At 71.9% G+C, this 23,110-nt stretch carries 15 protein-coding genes; 6 read left to right on the top strand and 9 right to left on the bottom strand.

Annotation, left to right across the window (positions count from 1 at the left end; genetic code table 11):
• Nucleotides 1–75: 75 nt before the first annotated feature.
• Together FB467_RS15395 and FB467_RS15400 are read right to left on the bottom strand one after the other, a co-directional pair.
• Nucleotides 76–855: an enoyl-CoA hydratase/isomerase family protein gene (locus FB467_RS15395; RefSeq protein WP_141785882.1), complete on the bottom strand. Its 780-nt coding sequence runs from the start codon at nt 853–855 to the stop codon at nt 76–78.
• Entirely contained in the window at nt 852–1,418 is a 567-nt protein-coding gene (locus FB467_RS15400; protein ID WP_194288339.1) for a hypothetical protein, read from the bottom strand. Before FB467_RS15400 ends, FB467_RS15395 begins: the two co-directional genes overlap by 4 nt.
• A gap of 35 nt (nt 1,419–1,453) precedes the next feature.
• On the opposite strand from FB467_RS15400, the gene glgX reads away from it, so the two are divergent.
• A complete protein-coding gene (gene glgX / locus FB467_RS15405) occupies nt 1,454–3,682 on the top strand; it encodes a glycogen debranching protein GlgX (protein WP_141785883.1) in 2,229 nt (742 codons plus the stop codon).
• A gap of 24 nt (nt 3,683–3,706) precedes the next feature.
• Here glgX and FB467_RS15410 read toward each other — a convergent pair whose 3' ends face one another.
• Both FB467_RS15410 and glgP read right to left on the bottom strand, forming a co-directional pair.
• Nucleotides 3,707–4,663 (bottom strand): hypothetical protein, encoded by a 957-nt coding sequence (locus FB467_RS15410; protein ID WP_141785884.1) that lies wholly within the window; start codon nt 4,661–4,663, stop codon nt 3,707–3,709.
• Nucleotides 4,664–4,923: 260 nt separating this feature from the next.
• Complete coding sequence (glgP, locus tag FB467_RS15415) at nt 4,924–7,521, bottom strand: alpha-glucan family phosphorylase (protein ID WP_141785885.1); 2,598 nt, start codon at nt 7,519–7,521, stop codon at nt 4,924–4,926.
• A gap of 69 nt (nt 7,522–7,590) precedes the next feature.
• Between glgP and FB467_RS15420 the strand changes: the two genes are divergently transcribed.
• Genes FB467_RS15420 through pgm form a run of 4 tightly spaced genes read left to right on the top strand, consistent with a single transcriptional unit; the run spans nt 7,591 to nt 17,070 of the window.
• A complete protein-coding gene (locus FB467_RS15420) occupies nt 7,591–9,675 on the top strand; it encodes an alpha-1,4-glucan--maltose-1-phosphate maltosyltransferase (RefSeq protein WP_425325839.1) in 2,085 nt (694 codons plus the stop codon).
• Complete coding sequence (treS, locus tag FB467_RS15425; protein ID WP_228393317.1) at nt 9,676–11,397, top strand: maltose alpha-D-glucosyltransferase; 1,722 nt, start codon at nt 9,676–9,678, stop codon at nt 11,395–11,397.
• Between the two features lie 5 nt (nt 11,398–11,402).
• Nucleotides 11,403–15,404 (top strand): 1,4-alpha-glucan branching protein GlgB, encoded by a 4,002-nt coding sequence (gene glgB / locus FB467_RS15430; RefSeq protein WP_141785887.1) that lies wholly within the window; start codon nt 11,403–11,405, stop codon nt 15,402–15,404.
• Nucleotides 15,405–15,408: 4 nt separating this feature from the next.
• Nucleotides 15,409–17,070, top strand: coding sequence for a phosphoglucomutase (alpha-D-glucose-1,6-bisphosphate-dependent) (gene pgm / locus FB467_RS15435; RefSeq protein WP_141785888.1), 1,662 nt, complete (start codon nt 15,409–15,411; stop codon nt 17,068–17,070).
• A gap of 142 nt (nt 17,071–17,212) precedes the next feature.
• On the opposite strand, the gene FB467_RS15440 is transcribed toward pgm, so the two are convergent.
• On the bottom strand, nt 17,213–18,217 hold the full coding sequence (locus FB467_RS15440) for a tetratricopeptide repeat protein (protein WP_141785889.1): 1,005 nt from the start codon (nt 18,215–18,217) through the stop codon (nt 17,213–17,215).
• 96 nt (nt 18,218–18,313) lie between these two features.
• Nucleotides 18,314–19,486: a hypothetical protein gene (locus FB467_RS15445; RefSeq protein WP_141785890.1), complete on the bottom strand. Its 1,173-nt coding sequence runs from the start codon at nt 19,484–19,486 to the stop codon at nt 18,314–18,316.
• 192 nt (nt 19,487–19,678) lie between these two features.
• Between FB467_RS15445 and FB467_RS15450 the strand changes: the two genes are divergently transcribed.
• Nucleotides 19,679–20,866 carry an NAD(P)-dependent malic enzyme gene (locus tag FB467_RS15450; protein WP_141785891.1) on the top strand — a complete coding sequence of 396 codons (1,188 nt, stop codon included), beginning with the start codon at nt 19,679–19,681 and terminating at the stop codon, nt 20,864–20,866.
• An 89-nt stretch (nt 20,867–20,955) separates the two neighbouring features.
• Here the strand turns inward: FB467_RS15450 and FB467_RS15455 are convergent, their stop codons facing one another.
• The 3 genes from FB467_RS15455 to FB467_RS15465 are packed head-to-tail and all read right to left on the bottom strand — an operon-like array spanning nt 20,956 to nt 23,057.
• Complete coding sequence (locus FB467_RS15455) at nt 20,956–21,480, bottom strand: GNAT family N-acetyltransferase (protein WP_228393318.1); 525 nt, start codon at nt 21,478–21,480, stop codon at nt 20,956–20,958.
• A 5-nt stretch (nt 21,481–21,485) separates the two neighbouring features.
• A complete protein-coding gene (locus tag FB467_RS15460) occupies nt 21,486–21,800 on the bottom strand; it encodes a thiamine-binding protein (protein WP_141785892.1) in 315 nt (104 codons plus the stop codon).
• Nucleotides 21,801–21,803: 3 nt separating this feature from the next.
• A complete protein-coding gene (locus FB467_RS15465; protein WP_141785893.1) occupies nt 21,804–23,057 on the bottom strand; it encodes an acetyl-CoA C-acetyltransferase in 1,254 nt (417 codons plus the stop codon).
• Between the last annotated feature and the right edge of the window lie 53 nt (nt 23,058–23,110).

Genomic DNA, 23,110 nt, shown 5'->3' on the forward strand with positions numbered 1-23,110 from the left:
GGTCCCGCAACGAGGCGCAGGATTATCGGGTAACCCGATAATCCTGCGCCTGAGGTGAGGTGAGGTGAGGGGCGGTCAGCGGCCGGTGAACTCGGCCTTCCCGGGGCCGTGCTGGACGAACGAGGTCATCCCGATCGCCCGGTCCTCGGTGGCGAAGGTGCCGGCGAACTGGGCCGCCTCCATCGCCAGGCCGGTGTCGAGGTCGACCTCCATCCCGCGGTCGACGGCCTCCTTGATGCCGCGCAGCGCGAGGGCGGGGCCCCCGACGTAGCGCGCCATCCGCTCCCGGGCCGTGTCGTAGACCGCGTCGGCGGGCACGACCTCGTCGACCAGGCCGATCGCCAGCGCCTCGGCGGCGTCCACCATCCGCCCGGAGAAGAGCAGGTCCTTGGCCTTGGCCGGGCCGACCAGGCGGGGCAGCCGCTGGGTGCCGCCGGCGCCGGGGGTGACCCCCAGCAGCACCTCGGGCTGACCGAGCTTGGCGTCCTCGGCGGCGATCCGGAAGTCGCAGCACATCGCCAGCTCGCAGCCGGCACCGAGTGCATAGCCGGTGATCGCGGCGACCGTCGGCTTCGGGATCCGCGCGACGGCGGTGAACCGTTCCTGGATCTCGGTGGCGCGCTTGACCATGTCCGGGTAGGACATGTCCTGCATCTCCTTGATGTCCGCGCCGGCGGCGAAGACCTTCTCCCCGCCCCAGAAGATGACGGCGGCCACGTCGGGATCGGCGGACACCTGTGCCGCCGCCTCCCCCAGCGCGTCCTGCACCTCGATGTCGAGGGGGTTCATCTTGGGCCGGTCGATCCGCACGGTGGCGATGCCGTCGGCCACCTCGACCCGGACGAACTCGCTCATGCCGAGTCGCCCTCGTCCCGCGGCCGGACCCCCTCGGACAGCCACGGTCCGACCTGGGAGGTCTTGCCCTTCTCGTCCTGGGCGACCGGCGGCTCCTCCCCGGCCTCGAGGGCCGCCTCCCGCTCGGACTTGGACACGGCGTTCTTGTGCCACAGGGCGACCGCCTGCAGGATCAGGCCGGTCGCGATCTGCAGCTTGCCCTTGGGGTCCTCGTTCTTGGCGATCACCTGCTCGACGCTCAGCACCAGGTTGCCGGCGGCGATCCCGGCCTTGACCAGGTTCACCCCGAGGGTGACGTCGTTGCAGGCGTTGAGGCGGGTCAGCATGTCACCCGGCACGGTGTCGGCGATCTTCCACTGGCCGAAGGTGCGCATGATGTCGACCTGCCCGCCCTTGAGGCAGCGGACGAAGAGCTGCTGGTCGCGCGAGGTGAACTTCACGTCTCCCGCGCTGTCCAGGTCGGGGCTCATCTGCAGGTCCTGGAGTGCGTCCAGGACCCTGCCGCGCAGCGGGTGCTCCTCGGGCGGCGGGGGGAAGTTGGGCAGCGAAGTCGGGTCGGTCATGGGTTCAAACGTACCTACTCCCTAGGCTGATCTCCATGTCAGCCCCCCGCCGGTCCACCGATGTCCCGCCCCGGTTGGGAGTGACCCTGGACGTCGACGGCGCGTGGGTGGCCGTCTTCGCCCGGCACGCCACCGCCGTCGACCTGTGCCTCTTCGACGCGGAGGGCCGGGAGCACCGGGTCCCGCTGACCCACACCGCCTACGGCATCTGGTGGGACCACGTGCCCGGGATGGGACCGGGGCAGCGCTACGGCTACCGGGCGCACGGGCCGTGGTCCCCGACCGACGGCCACCGGCACAATCCCGCCAAGCTGCTGCTCGACCCGTATGCCGGGGCGCTGGACGGGCAGGTCCGCTGGGGGCCGGAGGTCTACGGCCACACGGTCGACGAGCAGTGGTCGGGCGACGGCGAGGTACCCGACGGACGGGACAGCTCGGCATACGTCCCGCGCTCGGTGGTGGTGGACCACTCCTTCGACTGGGGGCAGGACGTCCGGCCGGAGGTGCCCTGGTCGCAGACGGTCGTCTACGAGGCGCACGTGCGGGGGCTGACGATGCGCCACCCGGACGTGCCGGAAGAGCTGCGCGGGACCTACGCGGCGCTCGGGCACCCCGCCATCCTGGACCACCTCACCGGGCTGGGCGTGACGACGCTGGAGCTGCTGCCGGTCCACGCCTTCACCCACGAGCCGCGGCTGGTGCAGCTGGGGCTGAGCAACTACTGGGGGTACAACACCCTCGGGTTCTTCGCCCCGCACGCCCCGTATGCCGTGAGCCGGGACCCGCAGGGCGTGGTCGAGGAGGTCAAGGGTGCCGTGCGGGCGCTGCACGCCGCGGGCATCGAGGTGGTGCTCGACGTGGTCTACAACCACACCGCCGAGCAGGGCGCCGACAGCGGGGCGACGCTGAGCTGGCGCGGGCTGGACAACGCGACCTACTACCGGCTGGACGAACGGGGCCGGGACATCGACGTGACCGGCTGCGGCAACACGGTCGACCTGCGGCGTCCCATGGTGGCCAAGATGGCGCTGGACTCGTTGCGGCACTGGGTGACCGAGTACCACGTGGACGGCTTCCGGTTCGACCTGGCGCCGGCCCTGGCGCGCGGGCGGGACGACGCCTACGACCCGGACCACGCCTTCCACGTGGCGCTGCGCACCGACCCGGTGCTGTCCCGGGTCAAGCTCATCGCCGAGCCGTGGGACATCGGCGTGCACGGCTGGCGCACCGGGCAGTTCCCGCCACCGTTCGCCGAGTGGAACGACCGGTTCCGGGACACCGTGCGCACCTTCTGGCTGGCCGACTCGGCCCGCGGGGCGGCCGGTCAGACGCGGCACGGCATCGGGGAGTTGGCCACCCGGATCACCGGCTCGGAGGACATGTTCGCGCTCGAGGACCGGGGGCCGATCGCCTCGGTGAACTACGTGACCGCCCACGACGGGTTCACGCTCGCCGACACCACGGCATACGAGGAGAAGCACAACGAGGCCAACGGCGAGGACAACCGGGACGGCCACGGCGACAACCGCAGCTGGAACCACGGCGTCGAGGGGCCCACACAGGACCCGGAGGTGCTGGCGGCGCGGCGCCGGTCGGTGCGCAACCTGCTGGCCACCACCCTGTTCAGCGCCGGGGTGCCGATGCTGACCGCCGGCGACGAGATCGGCCGGACCCAGGGCGGGAACAACAACGCCTACTGCCAGGACAACGAGACGAGCTGGGTGGACTGGGAGGTGTCCGCGGAGGCGGAGGACCTGCGGGCGACCGTGGCGGCGCTGACCGCGCTACGGCGGGAGCACCGTGCGCTCCGACCGGTGGACTTCCCGCGGTTCGACCCTGAGCCGGGGCGGGCCCGCGTGCGGTGGTTCGCCCCCGAGGGCCACGTGCTCAGCCCCGCGGAGTGGGCCGACCCCGCGCGCTGCACGGTGGTGGCGCTGCTGGAGGACTCCAACGGCGAGGACGACGCGGTGCTGCTGGTGCTGCACTCCGGCGCCTCGCAGATCACCGTGCGCCTGCCCGAGGTCGAGGGGCTGACCGGCGCGCAGGTGCTCTGGGACAGCACGTGGGAGCGCCCGGGCGAGGCCGTGACGGACGACATTGAAGGCGTCGACGAGGCACCAACCGGTGAAGGGGCCAACACCTTCCTGGTGGCTCCCCGATCGACGCTGTTGCTGCGCCCGCACGGCCTGGGTGCGCCGAGTGGACCCGGTATTGCCGGTTCTGAGCTGGATTCCGTGCACAACGCGTCCATTCGGGACGATTGAGCCGGCTCGCGGGCAGGTGGCGGATCAGCTCCGTCCCGGGAAGTGACGGCGCCACTCCTCGCTGGGTCGGCCCAGCGGGATCCCCCGCTTGCGGAAGATGCGGCGCAACCGGTCGACCGTTGCCTCGGGTGACGCGTAGATGTCTCTGCTGACCAGGGTGATGATCCGCCACTCCTCATCCTCGAACTCCTCACGGCGGCCGATATCGGCCTCCCAGGCCTGCTCGCGTTCGATGTGCTGACGACCGTCGTACTCCACGGCCGTGCGCGTCGCCCGGTCACCCGCGTCGAGCCGACGCAGGAGCCTGCCATGCGCGTCGCTGAACCTGATGTCCGTCTCGAGCTCGGGCAACCCCGACAGGACCCGGAGCATCCGCGACCGGGTCTCCATCGGCGAGTCGACGCCGGCGCGGACCAGCCCGGCCGCACGCCGGGCCACGCGCACGCCGCGACCGGTGGCTCCCGCACAGTGCCGCACCAGTTCCACCGGTGTGAACCGCTCCCGCCGCACCAGGCTGTCGCCCAGGATCACTAGGTCCACCAGGTGCAGGCTCGTCGCAAGGTCGAGGAAGGTATCCAGGGGCGAGGTCACCCGCAGGGTGCGGAACGTCCACGGCGTGCGCGAAGACTCGTGCACGACGAGGTCCCGACGCCGCGCCCGGCGCGTCCCTCGACCGACCCCGACATGGAGGGCCGGGGAGTGCGGCACGACGCCGCCCCAGAGCCGGGCCGCGGTCTGGTGGGTCACAAAGGCACCGTCCCGTGCTGCCAGCAGTGCCGCCTGTGCCTCCACCCGGGCGTCTACCGTGACCGCGGCCGAGACGTAGATCCCCCGCAGGAGCATCCGGAACTCGGGCGACTCCAGCGCCCTGCGGCCGATGCCCGCCTCCCTCGCCCGGTGGTGGGTGAAGGGCGCCAGGACGAAACCGGGGCGTCGGCGCGGACCGGCCGCGGGACCCGGCAGCGACTCAGGTGTGGACACCACGACAGCCTGCCCCGGTTGGGCCCGCCAGGGTCAGCGTCGTCCACAGGAGAGTGCGTCAACCCGGCCGGCCAGGACCGGAAAGCGCCGACTGCACGCGTTATTCGCACTTTCGGCGCCAGGAGCGGCAACAACGCGTCCACTCGGCGACGTGCTCACCCGCACCGGCCGCGCACGCCGGCTGGGCGGCGTGCGGGGCGGGGTGCGGACGTGGGGGCACGGAGGAGCGCCGGGCGTGGCCGGCGCCCTTCCGACTGTGGCTACGGGTTGGCGACCAGACCCAGCTCGGCGACCGAGGACAGGAGCGGGTGGGCCGGGAGGACCCGGACGGTCCAGCCGAGGGAGCCGGTGCGGGAGAGCCGCAGATGACCGTCGAACCGGTGCCGGCCGCCCTCGTAGGACTCGGTGAACTCCAGCGCGCTGGTCTCCACGTCGGCGAGCTCGTCGTCCTCGGAGGCGCGACCGAAGGCCACCTGGACCTGCACGTCGTCAGGGGCCAGGTCGCCCAGGGCGACGTAGGCGCGGACGGTGACGGTCTCACCGAGCTGCGGGGTGTCCCCGACGCCCTCGGCCTCGACGTGGTCGACCCGCACCTTGGGCCACTCGGCCTGCAGCCGCTGGACGTAGCCGGCCAGGCTGCGGGCCCCGGCGAAGTCCTCGCGCGAGACGGCCCACCCGGCGCGGGCGGCCGGCAGGTAGAGGTCCTGGGTGTAGTCCCGGACCATCCGGTCGGCCATCACCTTCGGGCCCAGGGTGGACAGGGTGTGCGTGATCATCTCCAGCCACCGGGTCGGGACGCCTTGCTCGTCGCGCTCGTAGAAGGTCGGCACGACCGAGTTCTCCAGCAGGTCGTAGAGCGCGGAGGCCTCCAGGTCGTCGCGCCGCTCCGGGTCCTCGACGCCGTCGGCGGTGGGGATCGCCCACCCGTTCTGGCCGTCGAACCACTCGTCCCACCAGCCGTCCAGGATGGACAGGTTCAGCGCGCCGTTCAGCGCCGCCTTCATCCCGGAGGTGCCGCACGCCTCGAACGGGCGCAGCGGGTTGTTCAGCCACACGTCGCACCCCGGGTAGAGCCGCTGGGCCATCGCGATGTCGTAGTTGGGCAGGAACACGATCCGCCGGCGGAACTCCGGGTCGTCGGTGAACCGCACCATCTCCTGGATGAGCTTCTTGCCGGTGTCGTCGGCCGGGTGCGCCTTGCCCGCGATGACCAGCTGCACCGGACGGTCGGGGTCGAGCAGGATCTTGGCCAGCCGCTCGGGGTCGCGCAGCATCAGGGTCAACCGCTTGTATGTCGGCACCCGCCGGGCGAAGCCGATGGTCAGCGCGTCCGGGTCGAGCACGTCGTCCACCCACCCGAGCTCCGCGGCGGTGGAGCCGCGGTGCCGCAGCGACTTGCGCAACCGGTTCCGGGCGTTGTCCACCAGCTGCTGGCGCAGCTCGCGCTTGGTCGCCCAGATCCGGTCGGCCGGCACCTGGCCGGCCCGCGGCCACGGGTCCGGACCGAAGGCCGCGTCCCCCAGGAACTCCCGGGCCAGGGACTGGACCTTGCGGTCCACCCAGGTGCCCGCGTGCACGCCGTTGGTGATCGAGCCGATCGGCACCTCGGCGTCGTCGAAGCCCGGCCACAGGCCGTTGAACATGCCGCGGGAGACCTCGCCGTGCAGCTGGGAGACGCCATTGGCCCGCTGCCCCAGCCGCAGGCCCATCACGGCCATGTTGAAGACGCCCGGGTCCCCACCGGCATACGACTCGGCACCGAGCGCCAGCAGCCGGTCGACCGGGACGCCGGGCAACTCGGCCTGGCCGCCGAAGTGCAGCTGGATCTGGTTGACCCCGAACCGGTCGATGCCGGCCGGGACCGGGGTGTGCGTGGTGAAGACCGTGCTGGCCCGCACCGCCCGCAGCGCCTCGTCGAAGCCCAGTCCGTCGCCGACCAGCTCGCTGATCCGCTCGATCCCCTGGAAGCCGGCGTGCCCCTCGTTGGTGTGGTAGACCGACGGGACGGCGGCCCCGGAGAGCCGGGACCACAGGCGCAGCGCCCGTACCCCACCGATGCCGAGCAGCATCTCCTGCTGCAACCGCTGGTCCCCGCCACCGCCGTAGAGGCGGTCGGTCAGGTCCCGCTTGCTGGGCTCGTTGGTCTCCACGTCGGAGTCGAGCAGGAGCAGCGGCACGCGGCCGACCTGGGCCCGCCACACGTAGGCGTCCAGGTGTCCGCCGCCCGGCATGACCAGGGAGACCACGGCCGGGGTGCCGTCCTCCTCCCGGAGCATCGACAGCGGCAGGTCGTCGGGGTCCAGCACCGGGTAGGACTCCTGCTGCCACCCGTCGGCGTTGAGCCGCTGCCGGAAGTAGCCGCTCTTGTAGAACAGCCCGAGCCCGACGATCGGCACGCCGAGGTCGGAGGCCGACTTCAGGTGGTCACCGGCCAGGATGCCCAGGCCGCCGGAGTACTGCGGCAGCGCGGCGGTGATACCGAACTCCGGGGAGAAGTAGGCGATCGCCTCGGGGAAGCCCTCGGCCTGGCCCTCCTGCCCCGCCTCGCCCGCGGCCTCCGCGGCCTGGTGGTACCAGCGCGGCTCGGTCAGGTAGCGCTGCAACTCGGCACCGGCCTCCTGGACCCGGGCGACGAACCCGGCGTCGCCGGCCAACCGCTCCAGGTCCTCGGGCGCCAGCGCGCTGAGCATGGCCACCGGATCGTGCCGCACCGAGTCCCACAGCTCGGGGTCGATGCCCCGGAACAGGTCCTGCGTGGGCAGGTGCCAGCACCAGCGCAGGTTCAGGGCCAATTCGGTCAGGGGGGACAGCTCTGTCGGGAGCACGGTGCCGACATGGAGCCTACGGATCGCCTTCACGAGCCCGAGGATAGGTCAGATCCGCGCAACCTTGTGCACTGCCGTCTGGGGACCGGTAGCGTCGGCCACGTGACCGAACGCCACGCCACCGAGGCGACCCCCGCCACGCCCATCGACCGGCACTCCCTGACCCTGGTCGGACAGACCCCGATCGGCCGGATCCCGGTCCAGTCCGTCTCCCCCGCCGTCGACGGCGGCCTGCGACCCACCAAGTCCGTGGTCAACGAGCTGTTCCCGCTCACCGCGACGGTGTTCCGCGAGGGACACGACGCGGTGAACGCGACGGCGGTGCTCACCGACCCCGACGGGACCGAGCACCACGTCCGGATGCACCTGGTGAACCCGGGCCTGAACCACTGGCGCACCGAGGTGTATGCCGACCGCCCGGGGGTGTGGTCCTACCGGGTCGAGGGGTGGAGCGACCCCTACGGCACCTGGCGGCACGACGCCACGATCAAGGTCGAGGCCGGGGTCGACGTCGAGCTGATGCTCGAGGAGGGCGCCCGGGTGCTCGAGCGGGCCCGCACCGAGGTGGACCGCTCCCCCGAGCAGGACACCCTGCTGACGGACGCCGTCACCGCGCTGCGCGACACCGACCGGCCCGTCAAGGCGCGGCTGGCCGCCGGCACCGGGCCCGACGTGGTCGAGCTGTTGCAGGCCGCACCGTTGCGGGACATGGTCAGCCCGTCCGCGGACCACGCCTGGTGGGTGGAGCGGCCGCTGGCCCTCACCGGCGCCTGGTACGAGATCTTCCCCCGCTCCGAGGGCGCCACCCAGGACCCGACGACCGGGCTCTGGACCAGCGGCACCTTCACCACCGCCGCCGAGCGGCTGCCCGCGATCGCGGGGATGGGCTTCGACGTGGTCTACCTGACCCCGGTCCACCCGATCGGCCGGATCAACCGCAAGGGCCGCAACAACACCCTCGACGCCCAGGAGCACGACCCCGGGTCCCCGTATGCGATCGGCGCCGAGGAGGGCGGGCACGACGCGCTGCACCCCGAGCTCGGCGACTGGGACGACTTCGACGCCTTCGTCGCCCGGGCCGGCGAGCTGGGCCTGGAGGTGGCGCTGGACCTGGCGCTGCAGGCCGCTCCCGACCACCCGTGGGTCACCGAGCACCCGGAGTTCTTCACTACCCGCGCGGACGGCACCATCGCCTACGCGGAGAACCCCCCGAAGAAGTACCAGGACATCTACCCGCTCAACTTCGACAACGACCCCGCGGCGATCTACGCCGAGGTGCGACGAGTCGTCCAGGTGTGGATCGACCACGGCGTCAAGGTGTTCCGGGTCGACAACCCGCACACCAAGCCGGTCGAGTTCTGGCAGTGGCTGATCGCCGACGTCGCGGTGGACCACCCCGACGTGATCTGGCTGGCCGAGGCGTTCACCAAGCCGGCGATGATGCACACGCTGGCCAAGGTCGGCTTCCAGCAGTCCTACACCTACTACGCGTGGCGCAACTCGGCATACGAACTGCGCGAGTACGTCACCGAGCTGGCCGGCGACGCGGCGACCTACATGCGGCCGTCGTTCTGGCCGACCACGCACGACATCCTCACGCCTTACATGCAGTACGGCGGACCCACCGCGTTCATCCTGCGGGCCGCGCTCGCCGCGACGCTGGTGCCGACCTACGGCATCTACACCGGCTACGAGCACTGCGAGCACGTGGCCCGGCCCGGCGCCGAGGAGCACGTCGACAACGAGAAGTACGAGTTCAAGAACCGTCGGTGGGACCTGGACGGCGAGTGGGAGGGCACCGGCGAGGCCCAGGGCCGGCGCAACCTGGCGCCGTTCCTGACCCGGTTCAACCAGATCCGGCGCGAGCACCCGGCGCTGCACTGGTTGCGCAACATCCACTTCCACGCCGCGGACGACGAGAACTTCCTGGTCTTCTCCAAACGCGGCGGCGGGGCCCACGACGGGTCGGACCAGGACGTGATCATCGTGGTGGCCAACCTGGACCCGCACTCGACCCGGGACACCCACGTCCACCTGGACATGCCGGCGCTCGGGCTGGGCTGGCACGACGGCTTCGTCGCCCAGGACCTGCTCACCGGCGACCAGTGGCAGTGGAGCGCGCACAACTACGTGCGGCTCGGCGCCGAGGGTCTGCCCGTCCACATCATCCACGCACGGAGGTTCTGAATGCAGCTGCGGGGACTCAACCTGCACCAACCCGGCTTGAAGAACGACCCGGACTGGTTCAAGAAGGCGGTCTTCTACGAGGTGCTGGTGCGCGCCTTCGACGACTCGACCGGCTCGGGGTCGGGCGACTTCGGCGGGCTGATCAACCGGCTCGACTACCTGCAGTGGCTCGGCGTGGACTGCCTGTGGCTGCCGCCGTTCTACGCCTCGCCGCTGCGCGACGGCGGCTACGACGTGGCGGACTACACGGCGGTGCTGGCCGAGTTCGGCACGCTGCCGGACTTCCAGGAGCTGATCTCCCAGGCGCACGCCCGCGGCATCCGGATCATCACCGACCTGGTGATGAACCACACCTCCGACCAGCACCCGTGGTTCCAGGCCTCCCGGTCCGACCCGGAGGGACCGTTCGGCGACTTCTACGTCTGGTCCGACACCGACGACCGGTATGCCGACGCCCGGATCATCTTCGTGGACACCGAGGTCTCCAACTGGACCTTCGACCCGGTCCGCCGGCAGTTCTTCTGGCACCGCTTCTTCTCCCACCAGCCGGACCTGAACTTCGAGAACGAGGCCGTCCAGGAGGCGATGTTCGACGTCGTCCGGTTCTGGATGGACATGGGCATCGACGGGTTCCGGCTGGACGCGGTCCCCTACCTGTTCGAGGAGGAGGGCACCAACTGCGAGAACCTCCCCCGCACCCACGAGTTCCTGGCCAAGCTGCGCGCGATGGTCGACGCCGAGTACCCCGGCCGGGTGCTGCTGGCCGAGGCCAACCAGCTGCCCGCCGAGGTGGTCGACTACTTCGGCACCCCGGAGGCGCCGGAGTGCCACATGTGCTTCCACTTCCCGGTGATGCCCCGGCTCTACTACGCGCTGCGCGAGGAGAAGGCCGAGCCGATCCGCACCGTGCTGGAGGAGACCCCGGACATCCCGGAGGGCACCCAGTGGGGCACCTTCCTGCGCAACCACGACGAGCTGACCCTGGAGATGGTCACGCCCGAGGAGCGCAGCGCGATGTACGGCTGGTACGCCCCGGACCCCCGGATGCGGGCCAACATCGGCATCCGGCGGCGGCTCGCGCCGCTGCTGGACAACTCCCGCGAGGAGATCGAGCTGATCAACGCGCTGCTGTTGAGCCTGCCCGGCTCGCCCTGCCTCTACTACGGGGACGAGATCGGGATGGGCGACAACATCTGGCTGCAGGACCGGGACGCGGTCCGCACCCCGATGCAGTGGACCCCTGACCGCAACGCCGGCTTCTCCACCGCCGACCCGGGCAAGCTCTACCTGCCGGTCGTCTCCAGCCTCGTCTACCACTTCGGCGGGGTGAACGTCGAGGCCCAGATGGCCACCGGGTCCTCGCTGCTGTACTGGATGCGCGGCATGCTGCAGGTCCGGTCCCGGCACGCGGTCTTCGGGCTCGGCGAGTTCCACCTGTGCGAGTCCGACAACGAGGCGATCCTGCCGTTCGTGCGGGTGCTGCCGGCCTCGGTGAACCCCGAGGAGGTGGAGGGGCACCCCGCCGTGCTCTGCGTGCACAACCTGTCCTCCCGCCCCCAGGCCGCCCGGATCCTGCTGCCGGAGGCGCTGCGCGGGGCCGACGCGGTCGACCTGTTCGGCGGCACGGGCTTCCCTCACGTCGCCAGTGATGGGACCATCCAGCTCACCATGGGTTCCCGAGACTTCTTCTGGCTCGGCCTGACCCCTGACCAAGGAGTGTGACCCCGATGGCCACCCTGACCCCGAGCTTCGCCGAGTTCCTGCCCGCCTGGGTGGCCGGACGCCGCTGGTATGCCGGCAAGGGCCGCTCCCCGCAGCTGCGGCGGATCGGGGGGTTCCGGCTGCAGGACCCGGCGGGCGAGGTGGGCATCGACACGCACCTGGTGCTGGACGAGTCCGGTCCCGAGCCGGTCGTCTACCAGGTGCCGCTCACCTACCGCAGCACGCCCGTGGACGACATGCACACCGCGCTGGTGGCCACCGCCGAGCACTCCGAGCTCGGCACCCGCTACATCTATGACGGCACCGCCGACCCGGTCTACGTCCAGGCCCTGCTGGACCTGGTGCACTCCGGCGGCACGGCCGAGGCCGACGGGGACGGCGACACCGACGGAGAAGGCAGCCCCGGGCAGGGTGGCGCGACCGGGCAGACCGTCGGCGAGCCGGGCACGCGGCCCGTCGTGGTCCGCAGCGCCGTGCTGACCGGCGAGCAGTCCAACACCTCGATCATCGTCAGGACCGAGGGCGAGGACGCCCCGCTGATCATCAAGGTGTTCCGGGTGCTGCACCCCGGCGACAACCCGGACGTCGCGGTGCAGTCCGCCCTCGCCGCGACCGGCAGCACCCTGGTCCCCCCGCCGGTCGGCTCGGTCACCGGGACCTGGCCGGACCCGACCGGGGAGAGCGTCACCGGCCACCTGGCCTTCGTCCAGGAGTTCCTGCCCGGTGTCGAGGACGCCTGGCGCCGGGCGCTGGTCGCGGCCGGGGACGACGAGGACTTCGCCGGCCCGGCGGAGGAGCTGGGGCGGGCGACCGCCCAGGTGCACGCCGCCCTGCGGGAGGCGTTCGGGGCGACCCCGGTCGACGACGCGGCCCGCTCGCAGGTGCTGGACCGGATGGCCGCCCGCAAGGCCGCCGCCCTGACCGAGGTCCCGGCGCTCGCCGAGCACTCCGAGGCGATCGACGCGTTGTATGCCGAGGCGGGGCAGGCCCCCTGGCCGGACCTCCAGCGGGTCCACGGGGACTACCACCTGGGCCAGGTGCTCGACGTCCCCGACCGCGGCTGGGTGCTGGTCGACTTCGAGGGCGAGCCGCTGCGTGCCCTCACCGAACGCACCGCACCCGACCTGGCGCTGCGCGACGTCGCCGGCATGCTCCGCTCGTTCGGGTACGTCTCGGGCACCCTCGCCCAGGAGCGCCAGCTGGACCGGACCGGCTGGACGGCCGCGTGCCGCGAGTCCTTCCTGCGGGGATACCGGCAGGAAGCGACCGGGGAGCCGGGCGACCCCGACACCGACAGCGTGTTGCTCGACGCGCTCGAGGTGGACAAGGCGCTCTACGAAGTGGTCTACGAGGCCCGCAACCGACCGACCTGGGTCGGCATCCCGGTGGACGCCGTGGCCGACCTCCTGGCCCGACGGGCCGACACCTCCCGAGCAGCGGCAGCCGAGGCGGCCCCCTCCTCCTCGGCTGCCGCGCAGTCCGGCGCTCCCGGCCCTGCCGCGGCGGGCGCGGCGAGCGCCGCCCCGACGGCCGGTACCGAGGGCGCCGACAGCACCGACAGCACTAACAGCACCGACAACGGGTCCGCCCCCGGGCCTGCCGGGGAGACGGCGGGTGCCGAAGCCGGTGACGCCCCCGGAGCCGGCGACGCGGACCAGGACAACGGCGGCGATGGCCCGGACAGCGACGGAGTCGGCGACGGCGACGGCGCGGAGCACCGGCCCGCGGTGAAGCCGCTCTCCGGCGAGGACGTCGAACGCCTGGTCCGCAGCCTGCACAACGACCCGCACTCGGTGCTGGGTGCGCACCCCTACGACGGCGGAGTGACGGTCCGCGCGCTCCGGCCGTTGGCGGCCTCGGTGACGGTGCTGCTGCCCGGCGACGAGCGGGTGCCGATGGAGCACGAGACGCACGGCATCTGGGTGGCGGTGCTGGACCAGTCCGAGGTCACCGACTACCGGCTCGAGGTGCAGTGGGGCGACGGCGTCACCCACCTGCAGGACGAGCCCTACCGGTTCCTGCCCACGCTCGGGCAGATGGACCGGCACCTGTTCTCCGAGGGACGCCACGAGCAGTTGTGGGAGGTCCTCGGCGCCCACATCCAGGTCTACGACGGCCCGCTGGGCCAGGTGTGGGGCACCTCCTTCGCGGTGTGGGCGCCGCACGCCCGCGGGGTGCACGTGGTCGGCGACTTCAACCAGTGGGACAACTCGGCGCACCCGATGCGGATCCTGGGCAGCACCGGGGTGTGGGAGCTGTTCATCCCCGGCGTCGGCGAGGGCAACCGCTACAAGTTCGACATCACCGGCCCGGACGGGCACCGGCGGCTCAAGGCCGACCCGATGGCCCAGGCCGCCGAGGTGCCGCCCTCCTCGGCCTCCATCGTCACGCGCAGCCACCACGAGTGGAGCGAGGGCGATGCCGAGTGGTTGCGGCGGCGGGCCGAGCGCGACCCGCACAGCGGCCCGATGAGCGTCTACGAGGTGCACCTGGCCTCGTGGCGGCGCGGACTCTCCTACCGCGAGCTGGCCGACCAGCTGGTCAGCTACGTGGCCCAGATGGGGTTCACCCACGTGGAGTTCATGCCGGTGATGCAGCACCCCTACGGCCCCTCCTGGGGCTACCACGTGACCGGCTACTACGCGACCGACTCCCGGCTGGGCTCCCCCGACGACCTCCGCTACCTCATCGACCGGCTGCACCAGGCCGGGATCGGGGTAATCCTGGACTGGGTCCCCGGCCACTTCGCCACCGACCCGTGGGCGCTGGCCCGGTTCGACGGCACCCCGATCTACGAGCACCCCGACCCGCGCAAGGGCTGGCACCCGGAGTGGGGTTCCTACATCTTCGACTTCGGCCGGCCCGAGGTGCGCAACTTCCTGGTCGCCAACGCCCTGTTCTGGCTGGAGTCCTTCCACGCCGACGGGCTGCGGGTGGACGGGGTCGCCTCGATGCTCTACCTGGACTACTCCCGCGACGAGGGCCAGTGGATCCCCAACCGGTTCGGCGGACGGGAGAACCTCGAGGCGGTGGCGCTGCTCCAGGAGACCAACGCCACGGCATACAAGCGCACCCCCGGCATCGTCACGATCGCCGAGGAGTCCACCTCCTGGCCGGGCGTGACCCGACCCACCGACTACGACGGCCTCGGCTTCGGGTTCAAGTGGAACATGGGGTGGATGCACGACTCGCTCGACTACGTGGCGCGCAACCCGATCCACCGGCAGTACCACCACCACCAGCTCACCTTCTCGCTGATGTATGCCTTCAGCGAGCGCTTTGTGCTGCCGATCAGCCACGACGAGGTGGTCCACGGCAAGGGCTCGATGCTGCGCAAGATGGCCGGCGACCGCTGGCAGCAGCTGGCCAACCTGCGGGCCTACCTGGCCTTCATGTGGTCCCACCCCGGCAAGCAGCTGCTGTTCATGGGGCAGGAGTTCGCCCAGGAGTCGGAGTGGGCCGACGGCCGCAGCCTGGACTGGTGGCTGCTGGACCAACCGGCCCACGTCGGCGTGCAGCACCTGGTGCGCGACCTGAACCAGGCCTACCGGGACACCCCGGCGCTGTGGGAGCTGGACGACCACCCCTCCGGCTTCCAGTGGCTGGAGGCCGACGACGCACGGGGCAACACCTTCGCCTACATCCGCTACGGGCACCCCCTCGAGGACGGGGACCGTCCGGTGCTGGTCGCGGTCGCCAACTTCGGCGGTCAACCGCGCTCCCGGGTGCGGGTGGGCCTGCCCCGCGGCGGCACCTGGCGCGAACTGGTCAACACCGACGCCCACGACTACGGCGGCAGCGGCGTCGGCAACCTGGGCCAGGTCCACGCCCAGGAGAACGGGCACCAGGGGCAGCCGTTCTCGGTGGAGCTGAACATCCCGCCCCTCGGGGTGCTGTGGTTGGTGCCCGAGGGCCCCGTCGACGGCGAGCCCGAGAGCGGGCCCGAGGACACCCCAGACAGCGCCCCCGAGACCGACCCCGACACCACCGCCCACCAGGAGGACTAGCACCATGGCCCGACACGAGCGAGCCGGCACGACCGCGCGGGACGAGGACCTGATCGACGTCGCCCACGTCGTCACCGCCTACTACGCGCTGACGCCGGACCCGGAGCAGGTCGACCAGCAGGTGGCGTTCGGCACCTCCGGCCACCGGGGCAGCTCCCTGGACACGGCCTTCAACGAGCAGCACATCCTGGCCACGACGCAGGCGATCTGCGACTACCGCAAGGCCCAGGGCACCGACGGCCCGCTCTTCCTCGGCCGGGACACCCACGCCCTGTCCGAACCGGCCTGGGCCAGCGCGCTGGAGGTGCTCGCCGGCAACGAAGTGACGGTGCTGGTCGACAGCGCGGACCGCTACACGCCGACGCCCGCCGTCTCCCGGGCCATCCTGAAGGCCAACGGCGACGCGGCCCGGTCCGGGCCGGGCTCGGCCGACGGCATCGTGGTGACCCCCTCGCACAACCCGCCGCGGGACGGCGGGTTCAAGTACAACCCGCCGCACGGCGGTCCCGCCGACACCGACGCCACCGGGTGGATCGCGGACCGGGCCAACGCGCTGCTCCAGGCCGGCCTGGACGGGGTGCGGCGGATCCCGTTCACCCGCGCGCGGGCGCACGCGACGGCATACGACTTCATGGGCGAGTACGTCGCCGCCCTCCCCGAGGTCGTCGACCTGGACCGGGTCCGGGAGGCCGGGGTGCGGATCGGCGCCGACCCGCTGGGCGGTGCCGCGGTCGACTACTGGCAGGCGATCGCCGAGGCCCACCGGCTCGACCTGACCGTGGTCAACCCCCGGGTCGACCCGACCTGGCGGTTCATGTCGCTGGACTGGGACGGCAAGATCCGGATGGACTGCTCCTCACCGGACGCGATGGCCTCGCTGATCGAGGCCATGCAGGGCGGCTCCGACTACGACGTGGCCACCGGCAACGACGCGGACTCCGACCGGCACGGCATCGTCACCCCCGACGGCGGGCTGATGAACCCCAACCACTACCTCGCCGTCGCCATCGACTACCTCTACGGCGGCGCGCGACCCGACTGGCCCTCCGGGACCGCGATCGGCAAGACCCTGGTGTCCTCCTCGATGATCGACCGGGTCGCTGGCGCGCTCGGCGCCACCCTGGTGGAGGTCCCCGTCGGGTTCAAGTGGTTCGTCCCCGGCCTGCTGGACGGCTCGGTTGCTTTCGGCGGCGAGGAGTCCGCCGGGGCCTCGTTCCTGCGGCGCGACGGTCGGGTGTGGACCACCGACAAGGACGGGATCATCCTGGCGCTGCTGGCCAGCGAGATCCTGGCCGCGACCGACAAGTCCCCCTCGCAGCGGTATGCCGAGCTCGTTGCCGAGCACGGTGACCCCGCCTACGCACGCATCGACGCCCCCGCGGACCGTGCGGCCAAGGCCAAGCTCAAGGCACTGAGCCCCGACGCGGTCACCGCGACCGAGGTCGCCGGCGAGCCGATCACGGCGACCCTCACCGAGGCGCCCGGCAACGGCGCCGCCATCGGTGGGCTCAAGGTGGTCACCGAGAACGCCTGGTTCGCCGCCCGCCCCTCCGGCACCGAGGACGTCTACAAGATCTACGCCGAGTCCTTCCGCGGCCCCGACCACCTGGCCCAGGTACAGGCCGAGGCCCAGCAACTGGTGGACGCCGCCCTCACCACCCCCTGACCCCACCCCCCGACCGGACGCGTCACCTGGCGGCCCTACAGCCCCACCGGACGCGTGAGCTGGCGGCCCTCCGGGGCCACCGGACGCGTCACCTGGCGGCCCTCCGGGGCCACCGGACGCGCGACCTGGCGGTTCGGCCGGCTCAGAACAGCGCGCTCATCAGCGACGAGCGGGCCTTGGCGACGCGCGGATCCTGCGCGCCGACGACCTCGAAGAGCGAGAGCAGGTGCTCCCGCGCGGCGTTGCGGTCGTCGCCGGCGGTGACCCGCACCGCGTCGATCAGCCGCAGGAACGCGTCCTCGACGTGTCCCCCGACCAGGTCGAGGTCCGCCGCCGCGATCTGCGCGGACACGTCCTTGGGGTCGTCGGCCGCGGCCTTGCGGGTCGCCTCGATGTCCAGGTCCTGGGTGCGCCGCAACAGCTGCACCTGGCCCAGGCCCAGGCGGGCCTCCTCGTCGGAGGGGTTCTGCGCCAGCGCCTGCTCGTATGCCGTGACCGCCGCGTCGAGATCCCCGCGGTCGATCGCGTCGTAGGCCTCCTGGTGCAGCGGGGGCAGCTCGGCCTCGGCGCCCTCCTCACCGTCCTGGGCGGCGTCCCCGGCGAGGTCGACCCGCCCGGTGACCCCGTTGGCGACGGCGGCCTCGAGGAACTGGTCGAGCAACTGGCGCACCTGCTCCTCCGGCTGCGCGCCGAGGAAGAACGGGGCTGGCTGGCCGGACAGCAGACCGATCACGGCCGGCAGCTGACTGAGCTGCCCGAAGGCCTGCTGCAGCAGCGGAGCCAGGGCCTGGACGACGCCCGGGTTGGCGTTCATCTCCACCGAGATCACCCGGAAGCGCCCCTCGTAGGAGCGGGCCAGGGAGGCGAGCGTGTCGACATACCGGCCGGACTCGGGCATCTGCTCGGCCCACAGGACCAGCACGGCCGGCACCTTGAGGGTGTCGGTGACGATCTGGTTGAAGGTCTGGTCGGTCGCGACGACCACGGCGTCGCTGGAGCTGCCGGCGTCCCCGGCTGCAGCGCCCTGCCCGCCCGGAGCGGCGGGACCACCCTGACCGGGCTGCTGGCCGTCCTGTGCCGGACGGCGGAATGCGGACAGGTCTACCGCGCCACGCAGGGCTGCGGCGTTGAAGGGTTGCTGGGTCATGGCTCCATTGTCTCCGAACCCGGGTCCGACTCCGAATCCCGGTCCGGCAGCCACCCGCGCCCGATCACCGGCGGCCGCGGGGTGCGCCAGGAGGGCTCAGTCGCCCTCGGAGTCCACGATCTGCTCGCGGGCCGCGATCACCTCGGGCTGCCCGTCGGTCGGGATGTGCAGCGCGACGAAGGCCGAGGTGTGCAAGGTGGCCTCCTCGGTGATCGAACGGTCGCGGGTGAAGTACCAGAAGCTGTCCGGCGGCGTGAGCTCCATGCCGTCGTAGACGTCGAAGACGGAGGTGCGGTCCAGCACCGCGAAGGTCAGCGCCGAGCCGTCGGCCAGCTCCAGGGTGTGCACCTGCTGGTCGCCGAGTTCGTGCGTCTGGGTGAAGTCCGCCTGCACCGACACGTCGTTGGCCTGCTGCTGGGCCTGTTCGCGCACCGCGGGGGCGTAGCCGTTGGTCTTGATGTCCGGGCTCTCCCCCTCGTTCGGGAAGGAGAGGTATGCCGCGAGGTCGTCCAGCACTTCCTTCGGGGAGGCGACCAGGCCCTCGTCCTCATCCAGCATGAACTTCCCGGACCCGACGCTGCGGCGCTCGAACTCACCGATCGAGGTGCCGGACAGCATCTGGCCCTGCCAGACGATCCGGAACTGCTCCCGGTCCTTCTGCCGCGCGATGAGCGACAGGACGGGGTTGCCCTCCTCGGGGATGGACTGCACCAGCACGAGGCCCGGGCCGCGCTCGCCGGACTTGCTGATCGCCAGCACCTGGAAGTCGATCGGGGACTCCTCCGCGTCCCACTCGGCCGGCTTGCCGGTGACCGCCTCGAGCAGGCCGGCAGCACGCTGGGCCTCCAGCTCGGCACCCGCGAACGCCTTCTCGCGGAGCTCGGTCGCCTCCTTGCCGTCCAGCTGGGTGGACTCCATGGCCGTGGTGAGCAGGTCCTTGGCCCAGGTGTCGGCCTCGTCGATGCCGAGGGCTGCGGTCAGGGCCTCGTCGGCACCCGCGTCGTCGGTCTCCCCGGCGGCGTCCTCGGTCTCCCCGGCGGTGTCGCCGGTCTGGTCGGCCACGTCACCGGTCTCGTCCGCCGTGTCGCCGGTCTGGTCGGCGGCGTCGCCGGTGGCGTCGGCGCCGTCTCCAGAGGCACCACCGGAGGCGCCGGAGCCGTCCTCGGTGGTGCTGGTCGCGGTGTCGTCAGGCTCGTCGTCGTTGCTGCAGGCGGAGAGCACCAGCGTCGACGTCAGGGCAGCCGCGATCAGGGAATGCGAAAGCTTCATAACGAAATGGTAAACACACCCCTTGTGGTATTGCGAAATCTGGGCGCTCGCTGTTACCGCGCGCCCACCCGCGTGCCACCTTGTCATACCGTCAAGAACCTCGATCTTTTCCGTTTGAATCGCACCACGCGGTCGCACTACTGGCCCAGACTCGTGAAACACAGAAGTTCTTGCCCGATCCAGGAGGCCAGCATGACCTTGACCACTCCGCCGGTCACCCGCCCGGCCGCGACGACGACCCCGCAGCGCGAGGAGATCCTCGACTTCCACCTCGGGGGCAAGTTGCGGGTGCACTCCAGCGTGGAACTGACCACCCGGCGTGCCCTCTCCATCGCCTACTCCCCCGGGGTGGCCGAGGTGAGCGACGCGATCGCCGAGCGCGCCGAACTGGCTGGCACCTACACCTGGGCCGGACGACTGGTGGCCGTGGTCAGCGACGGCACCGCCGTGCTCGGCCTGGGCAACATCGGCCCGGCCGCGGCGATGCCGGTGATGGAGGGCAAGGCGGCCCTGTTCAAGACCTTCGCGGGGCTGGACTCGATCCCGCTGGTGCTGCCCCGGATGAGCGTCGAGGACACCGTCGAGACGCTGGTCCGGCTGCGGCACAGCTTCGGTGCGGTGAACCTCGAGGACGTCAGCGCCCCGCTCTGCTTCGAGCTGGAGGCGGCCCTCGACGAGGCGCTGGACTGTCCGGTCATGCACGACGACCAGCACGGGACCGCGGTGGTGACGCTCGCGGGGCTCCGGGGCGCCGCCACGGTCACCGGCCGCCGGCTGCAGGACCTCCGGGTCGCGGTCATCGGGGCCGGAGCCTCCGGCACCGCCTGCGCCAAGCTGTTGCGGGCCGCCGGCATCGAGGACATCACGGTGGTGGACAGCCGCGGCATCGTCGAGGCCGACCGCACCGACCTCAACCCGGCGAAGACCGAGTTGGCCGCGATCACCAACCCGCGCGGGCTCACCGGCGGGATCGACCAGGCGTTGCGCGGCGCGGACGTGCTGCTCGGCCTGTCCTGCACCACGGTGCCCGAGGAGTTGATCGCCACGATGGACCCGGACCCCATCCTGTTCGGGCTGTCCAACCCGAGGCCGGAGGTGTCGCCGGAGATCGCGGCCCGCTACGCCAGCGTCTACGCCACCGGCCGTAGCGACTACCCCAACCAGGTCAACAACGTGCTGGCCTTCCCCGGCATCTTCAAGGGGGCGCTGGACGCCGGTGCCCCGCGGATCACCGAGGCGATGAAGATGGCCGCGGTCGATGCCATCAGCGCCCTCGCGGCCGAGGACCTGACGCCGACCACGATCCTGCCCAGCCCGCTGGATGCCCGGGTCGCCCCCGCCGTGGCGGCCGCGGTCCAGGCGGCAGCGCTGCCCTCCTGAACGGAGGGTGACGGATCGGCCCGGGTGCTCGGTCGGGCCGGCCGTCAGCCGCGGCCGTGGGCGGGCTCGACCGTCCACGGCCGCGGCTGCTACGCCGTCCGCACCATCCGCTGCTCGGTCATGCCGTCGGACCGCTCGCTCGAGGCACCGTCCGCGACGAACCCGCGCCTGCGGTAGAAGGCGAGCGCCCGGTCGTTCCCCTCCGCCACCCAGAGGTAGGCCGCACGGTCCCCGAGCCCCTCGTCGACCAGCCGCTGCCCGACCCCGGTCCCCTGGTGCTCGGGCAGCACGTTGAGCGCCCACAGCTGCCAGTCGACCGGCGGCACCTCGTCACGGGGCTCGCCGGTACTGATGAACCCGACCGGCACCCCCTCGCACCGCGCCACCAGGATCTGCTCGCCACGCGGCAGGGCCCCGGTGGTGGCGAGCCGGGCAGCTCGCTCGGCCCAGTTCTGCCCGAAGCGCACCGGGTCCAACCGGGCCAGCGCTTCCGGGTCCATCAGGCCGTCGTAGGTCTCGCGCCAGATCCGGCAGTGGATCCGGCCCAGGGCCGCCGCGTCCTCGACGTGCAGGCCGACGATCTCGTATGCCGGGGAGCCGGTCCCCGGGTCCACCGCACTCAGTCGGTGGTCCCGTCGCGCAGGTGCGCCTCGACCCGGTCCACCTTGGCCTGCAACTGCCCGGTGTAGCCGGGACGCAGGTCGGCCTTGAGGACCAGGCCCACACGGGGCGAGTGCGCGGCGACGGCGTCGCAGGCGGCCTTGACCACGGCCATGCACTCGTCCCACTCCCCCTCGATGGTGGTGAACATCGAGGTGGTCTCGTTCGGCAGACCGGACTCGCGCACGATCCGGACCGCGTCGGCGACGGCCTCGCTCACCGAGCCGTCCTCGTCGGCGGCACCGGAGGGGGCGATGGAGAAGGCGAACAGCACGGCTCAGCCCTCGTCAGCCCGCGCGGGGACCCGCACGATCAGCGCGTCGCCCTGGCCACCGCCGCCGCACAGCGCCGCAGCACCGACACCGCCACCACGGCGCTTCAGCTCCAGGGCGAGGTGCAGGGCGAGCCGGGCACCCGACATGCCGATCGGGTGGCCAAGCGCGATGGCGCCGCCGTTGACGTTGACCCGCTCCGGGTCGATCCCCAGTTCCCGGGTGGAGGCGACACCGACGGCGGCGAACGCCTCGTTGATCTCGACCAGGTCCAGGTCAGTGGGCTCGATGCCCTCCTTCTTGCAGGCCAGCGCGATGGCGCGGGCCGGCTGGCTCTGCAGGGTCGAGTCGGGGCCGGCCACGACGCCCTGGGCACCGATCTCGGCGATCCAGTCCAGGCCGAGCTCCTGGGCCTTCGTCTTGCTCATCACCACGACCGCGGCCGCGCCGTCGGAGATCTGGGAGGAGGAGCCGGCCGTGACGGTGCCGTCGGGGCGGAACGCCGGGCGCAGCGCGGCGAGCGTCTCGACGGTCGTCTCCGGACGGATGCCCTCGTCGGACTTGAACTCGATCGGGTCGCCCTTGCGCTGCGGGATCGAGACGGTGATGACCTCGTCGTCGAAGGTGCCCTCCTTCCACGCCTTGGCGGCCAACTGGTGGCTGCGCGCGGAGAACGCGTCCTGGTCCTCGCGCGAGACCTCCCGGTCGCCCTCGTTGGCGGCCTCGGTGAGGTTGCCCATCCCCTGCTCGGTGAAGACGTCCCACAACCCGTCGGAGGCCATGTGGTCCTGGAGCGTCACGTCGCCGTACTTGAACCCGGCGCGGCTCTTGGGCAGCAGGTGCGGGGCGTTGGTCATCGACTCCTGGCCGCCGGCGACCACGATGTCGAACTCGCCGGCGCGGATCAGCTGGTCGGCCAGGGCGATCGCGTTGAGCCCGGACAGGCACACCTTGTTGATGGTCAGCGCGGGCACGTCCATCGGGATCCCGCCCTTGACGGCGGCCTGCCGCGCCGGGATCTGGCCGACGCCGGCGGTGAGGACCTGGCCCATGATCACGTACTCGACCTGGTCGCCGGCGACGCCGGCCTTCTCCAGGGCGCCCTTGATCGCCAGGCCGCCGAGGTCGGACCCGCTGAAGTCCTTGAGCGCGCCCGACATCCGACCCATCGGGGTGCGGGCGCCGGCGACGATCACCGAGGTGGGACGCCCGGCAGCAGCCTGTCCGGCGGTGTCCGGGGCGGTAACGGTCTCGGTCATGGTGTCCTCCAGCGACGACGACGGCGTGATGGCGGGCCTGCGCGGCCCGGCCC

It is taken from the genome of Ornithinicoccus hortensis (assembly GCF_006716185.1).
GTDB lineage: Bacteria > Actinomycetota > Actinomycetes > Actinomycetales > Dermatophilaceae > Ornithinicoccus > Ornithinicoccus hortensis.

What these genes read in the sequence shown, in the direction of transcription:
- FB467_RS15395 (WP_141785882.1), bottom strand. Translation starts at nt 855, where the DNA reads ATGAGCGAGTTCGTCCGGGTCGAGGTGGCCGACGGCATCGCCACCGTG.
- FB467_RS15400 (WP_194288339.1), bottom strand. Translation starts at nt 1,418, where the DNA reads ATGACCGACCCGACTTCGCTGCCCAACTTCCCCCCGCCGCCCGAGGAG.
- glgX (WP_141785883.1), top strand. Translation starts at nt 1,454, where the DNA reads ATGTCAGCCCCCCGCCGGTCCACCGATGTCCCGCCCCGGTTGGGAGTG.
- treS (WP_228393317.1), top strand. Translation starts at nt 9,676, where the DNA reads ATGCAGCTGCGGGGACTCAACCTGCACCAACCCGGCTTGAAGAACGAC.
- glgB (WP_141785887.1), top strand. Translation starts at nt 11,403, where the DNA reads ATGGCCACCCTGACCCCGAGCTTCGCCGAGTTCCTGCCCGCCTGGGTG.
- pgm (WP_141785888.1), top strand. Translation starts at nt 15,409, where the DNA reads ATGGCCCGACACGAGCGAGCCGGCACGACCGCGCGGGACGAGGACCTG.
- FB467_RS15440 (WP_141785889.1), bottom strand. Translation starts at nt 18,217, where the DNA reads ATGACCCAGCAACCCTTCAACGCCGCAGCCCTGCGTGGCGCGGTAGAC.
- FB467_RS15445 (WP_141785890.1), bottom strand. Translation starts at nt 19,486, where the DNA reads ATGAAGCTTTCGCATTCCCTGATCGCGGCTGCCCTGACGTCGACGCTG.
- FB467_RS15450 (WP_141785891.1), top strand. Translation starts at nt 19,679, where the DNA reads ATGACCTTGACCACTCCGCCGGTCACCCGCCCGGCCGCGACGACGACC.
- FB467_RS15465 (WP_141785893.1), bottom strand. Translation starts at nt 23,057, where the DNA reads ATGACCGAGACCGTTACCGCCCCGGACACCGCCGGACAGGCTGCTGCC.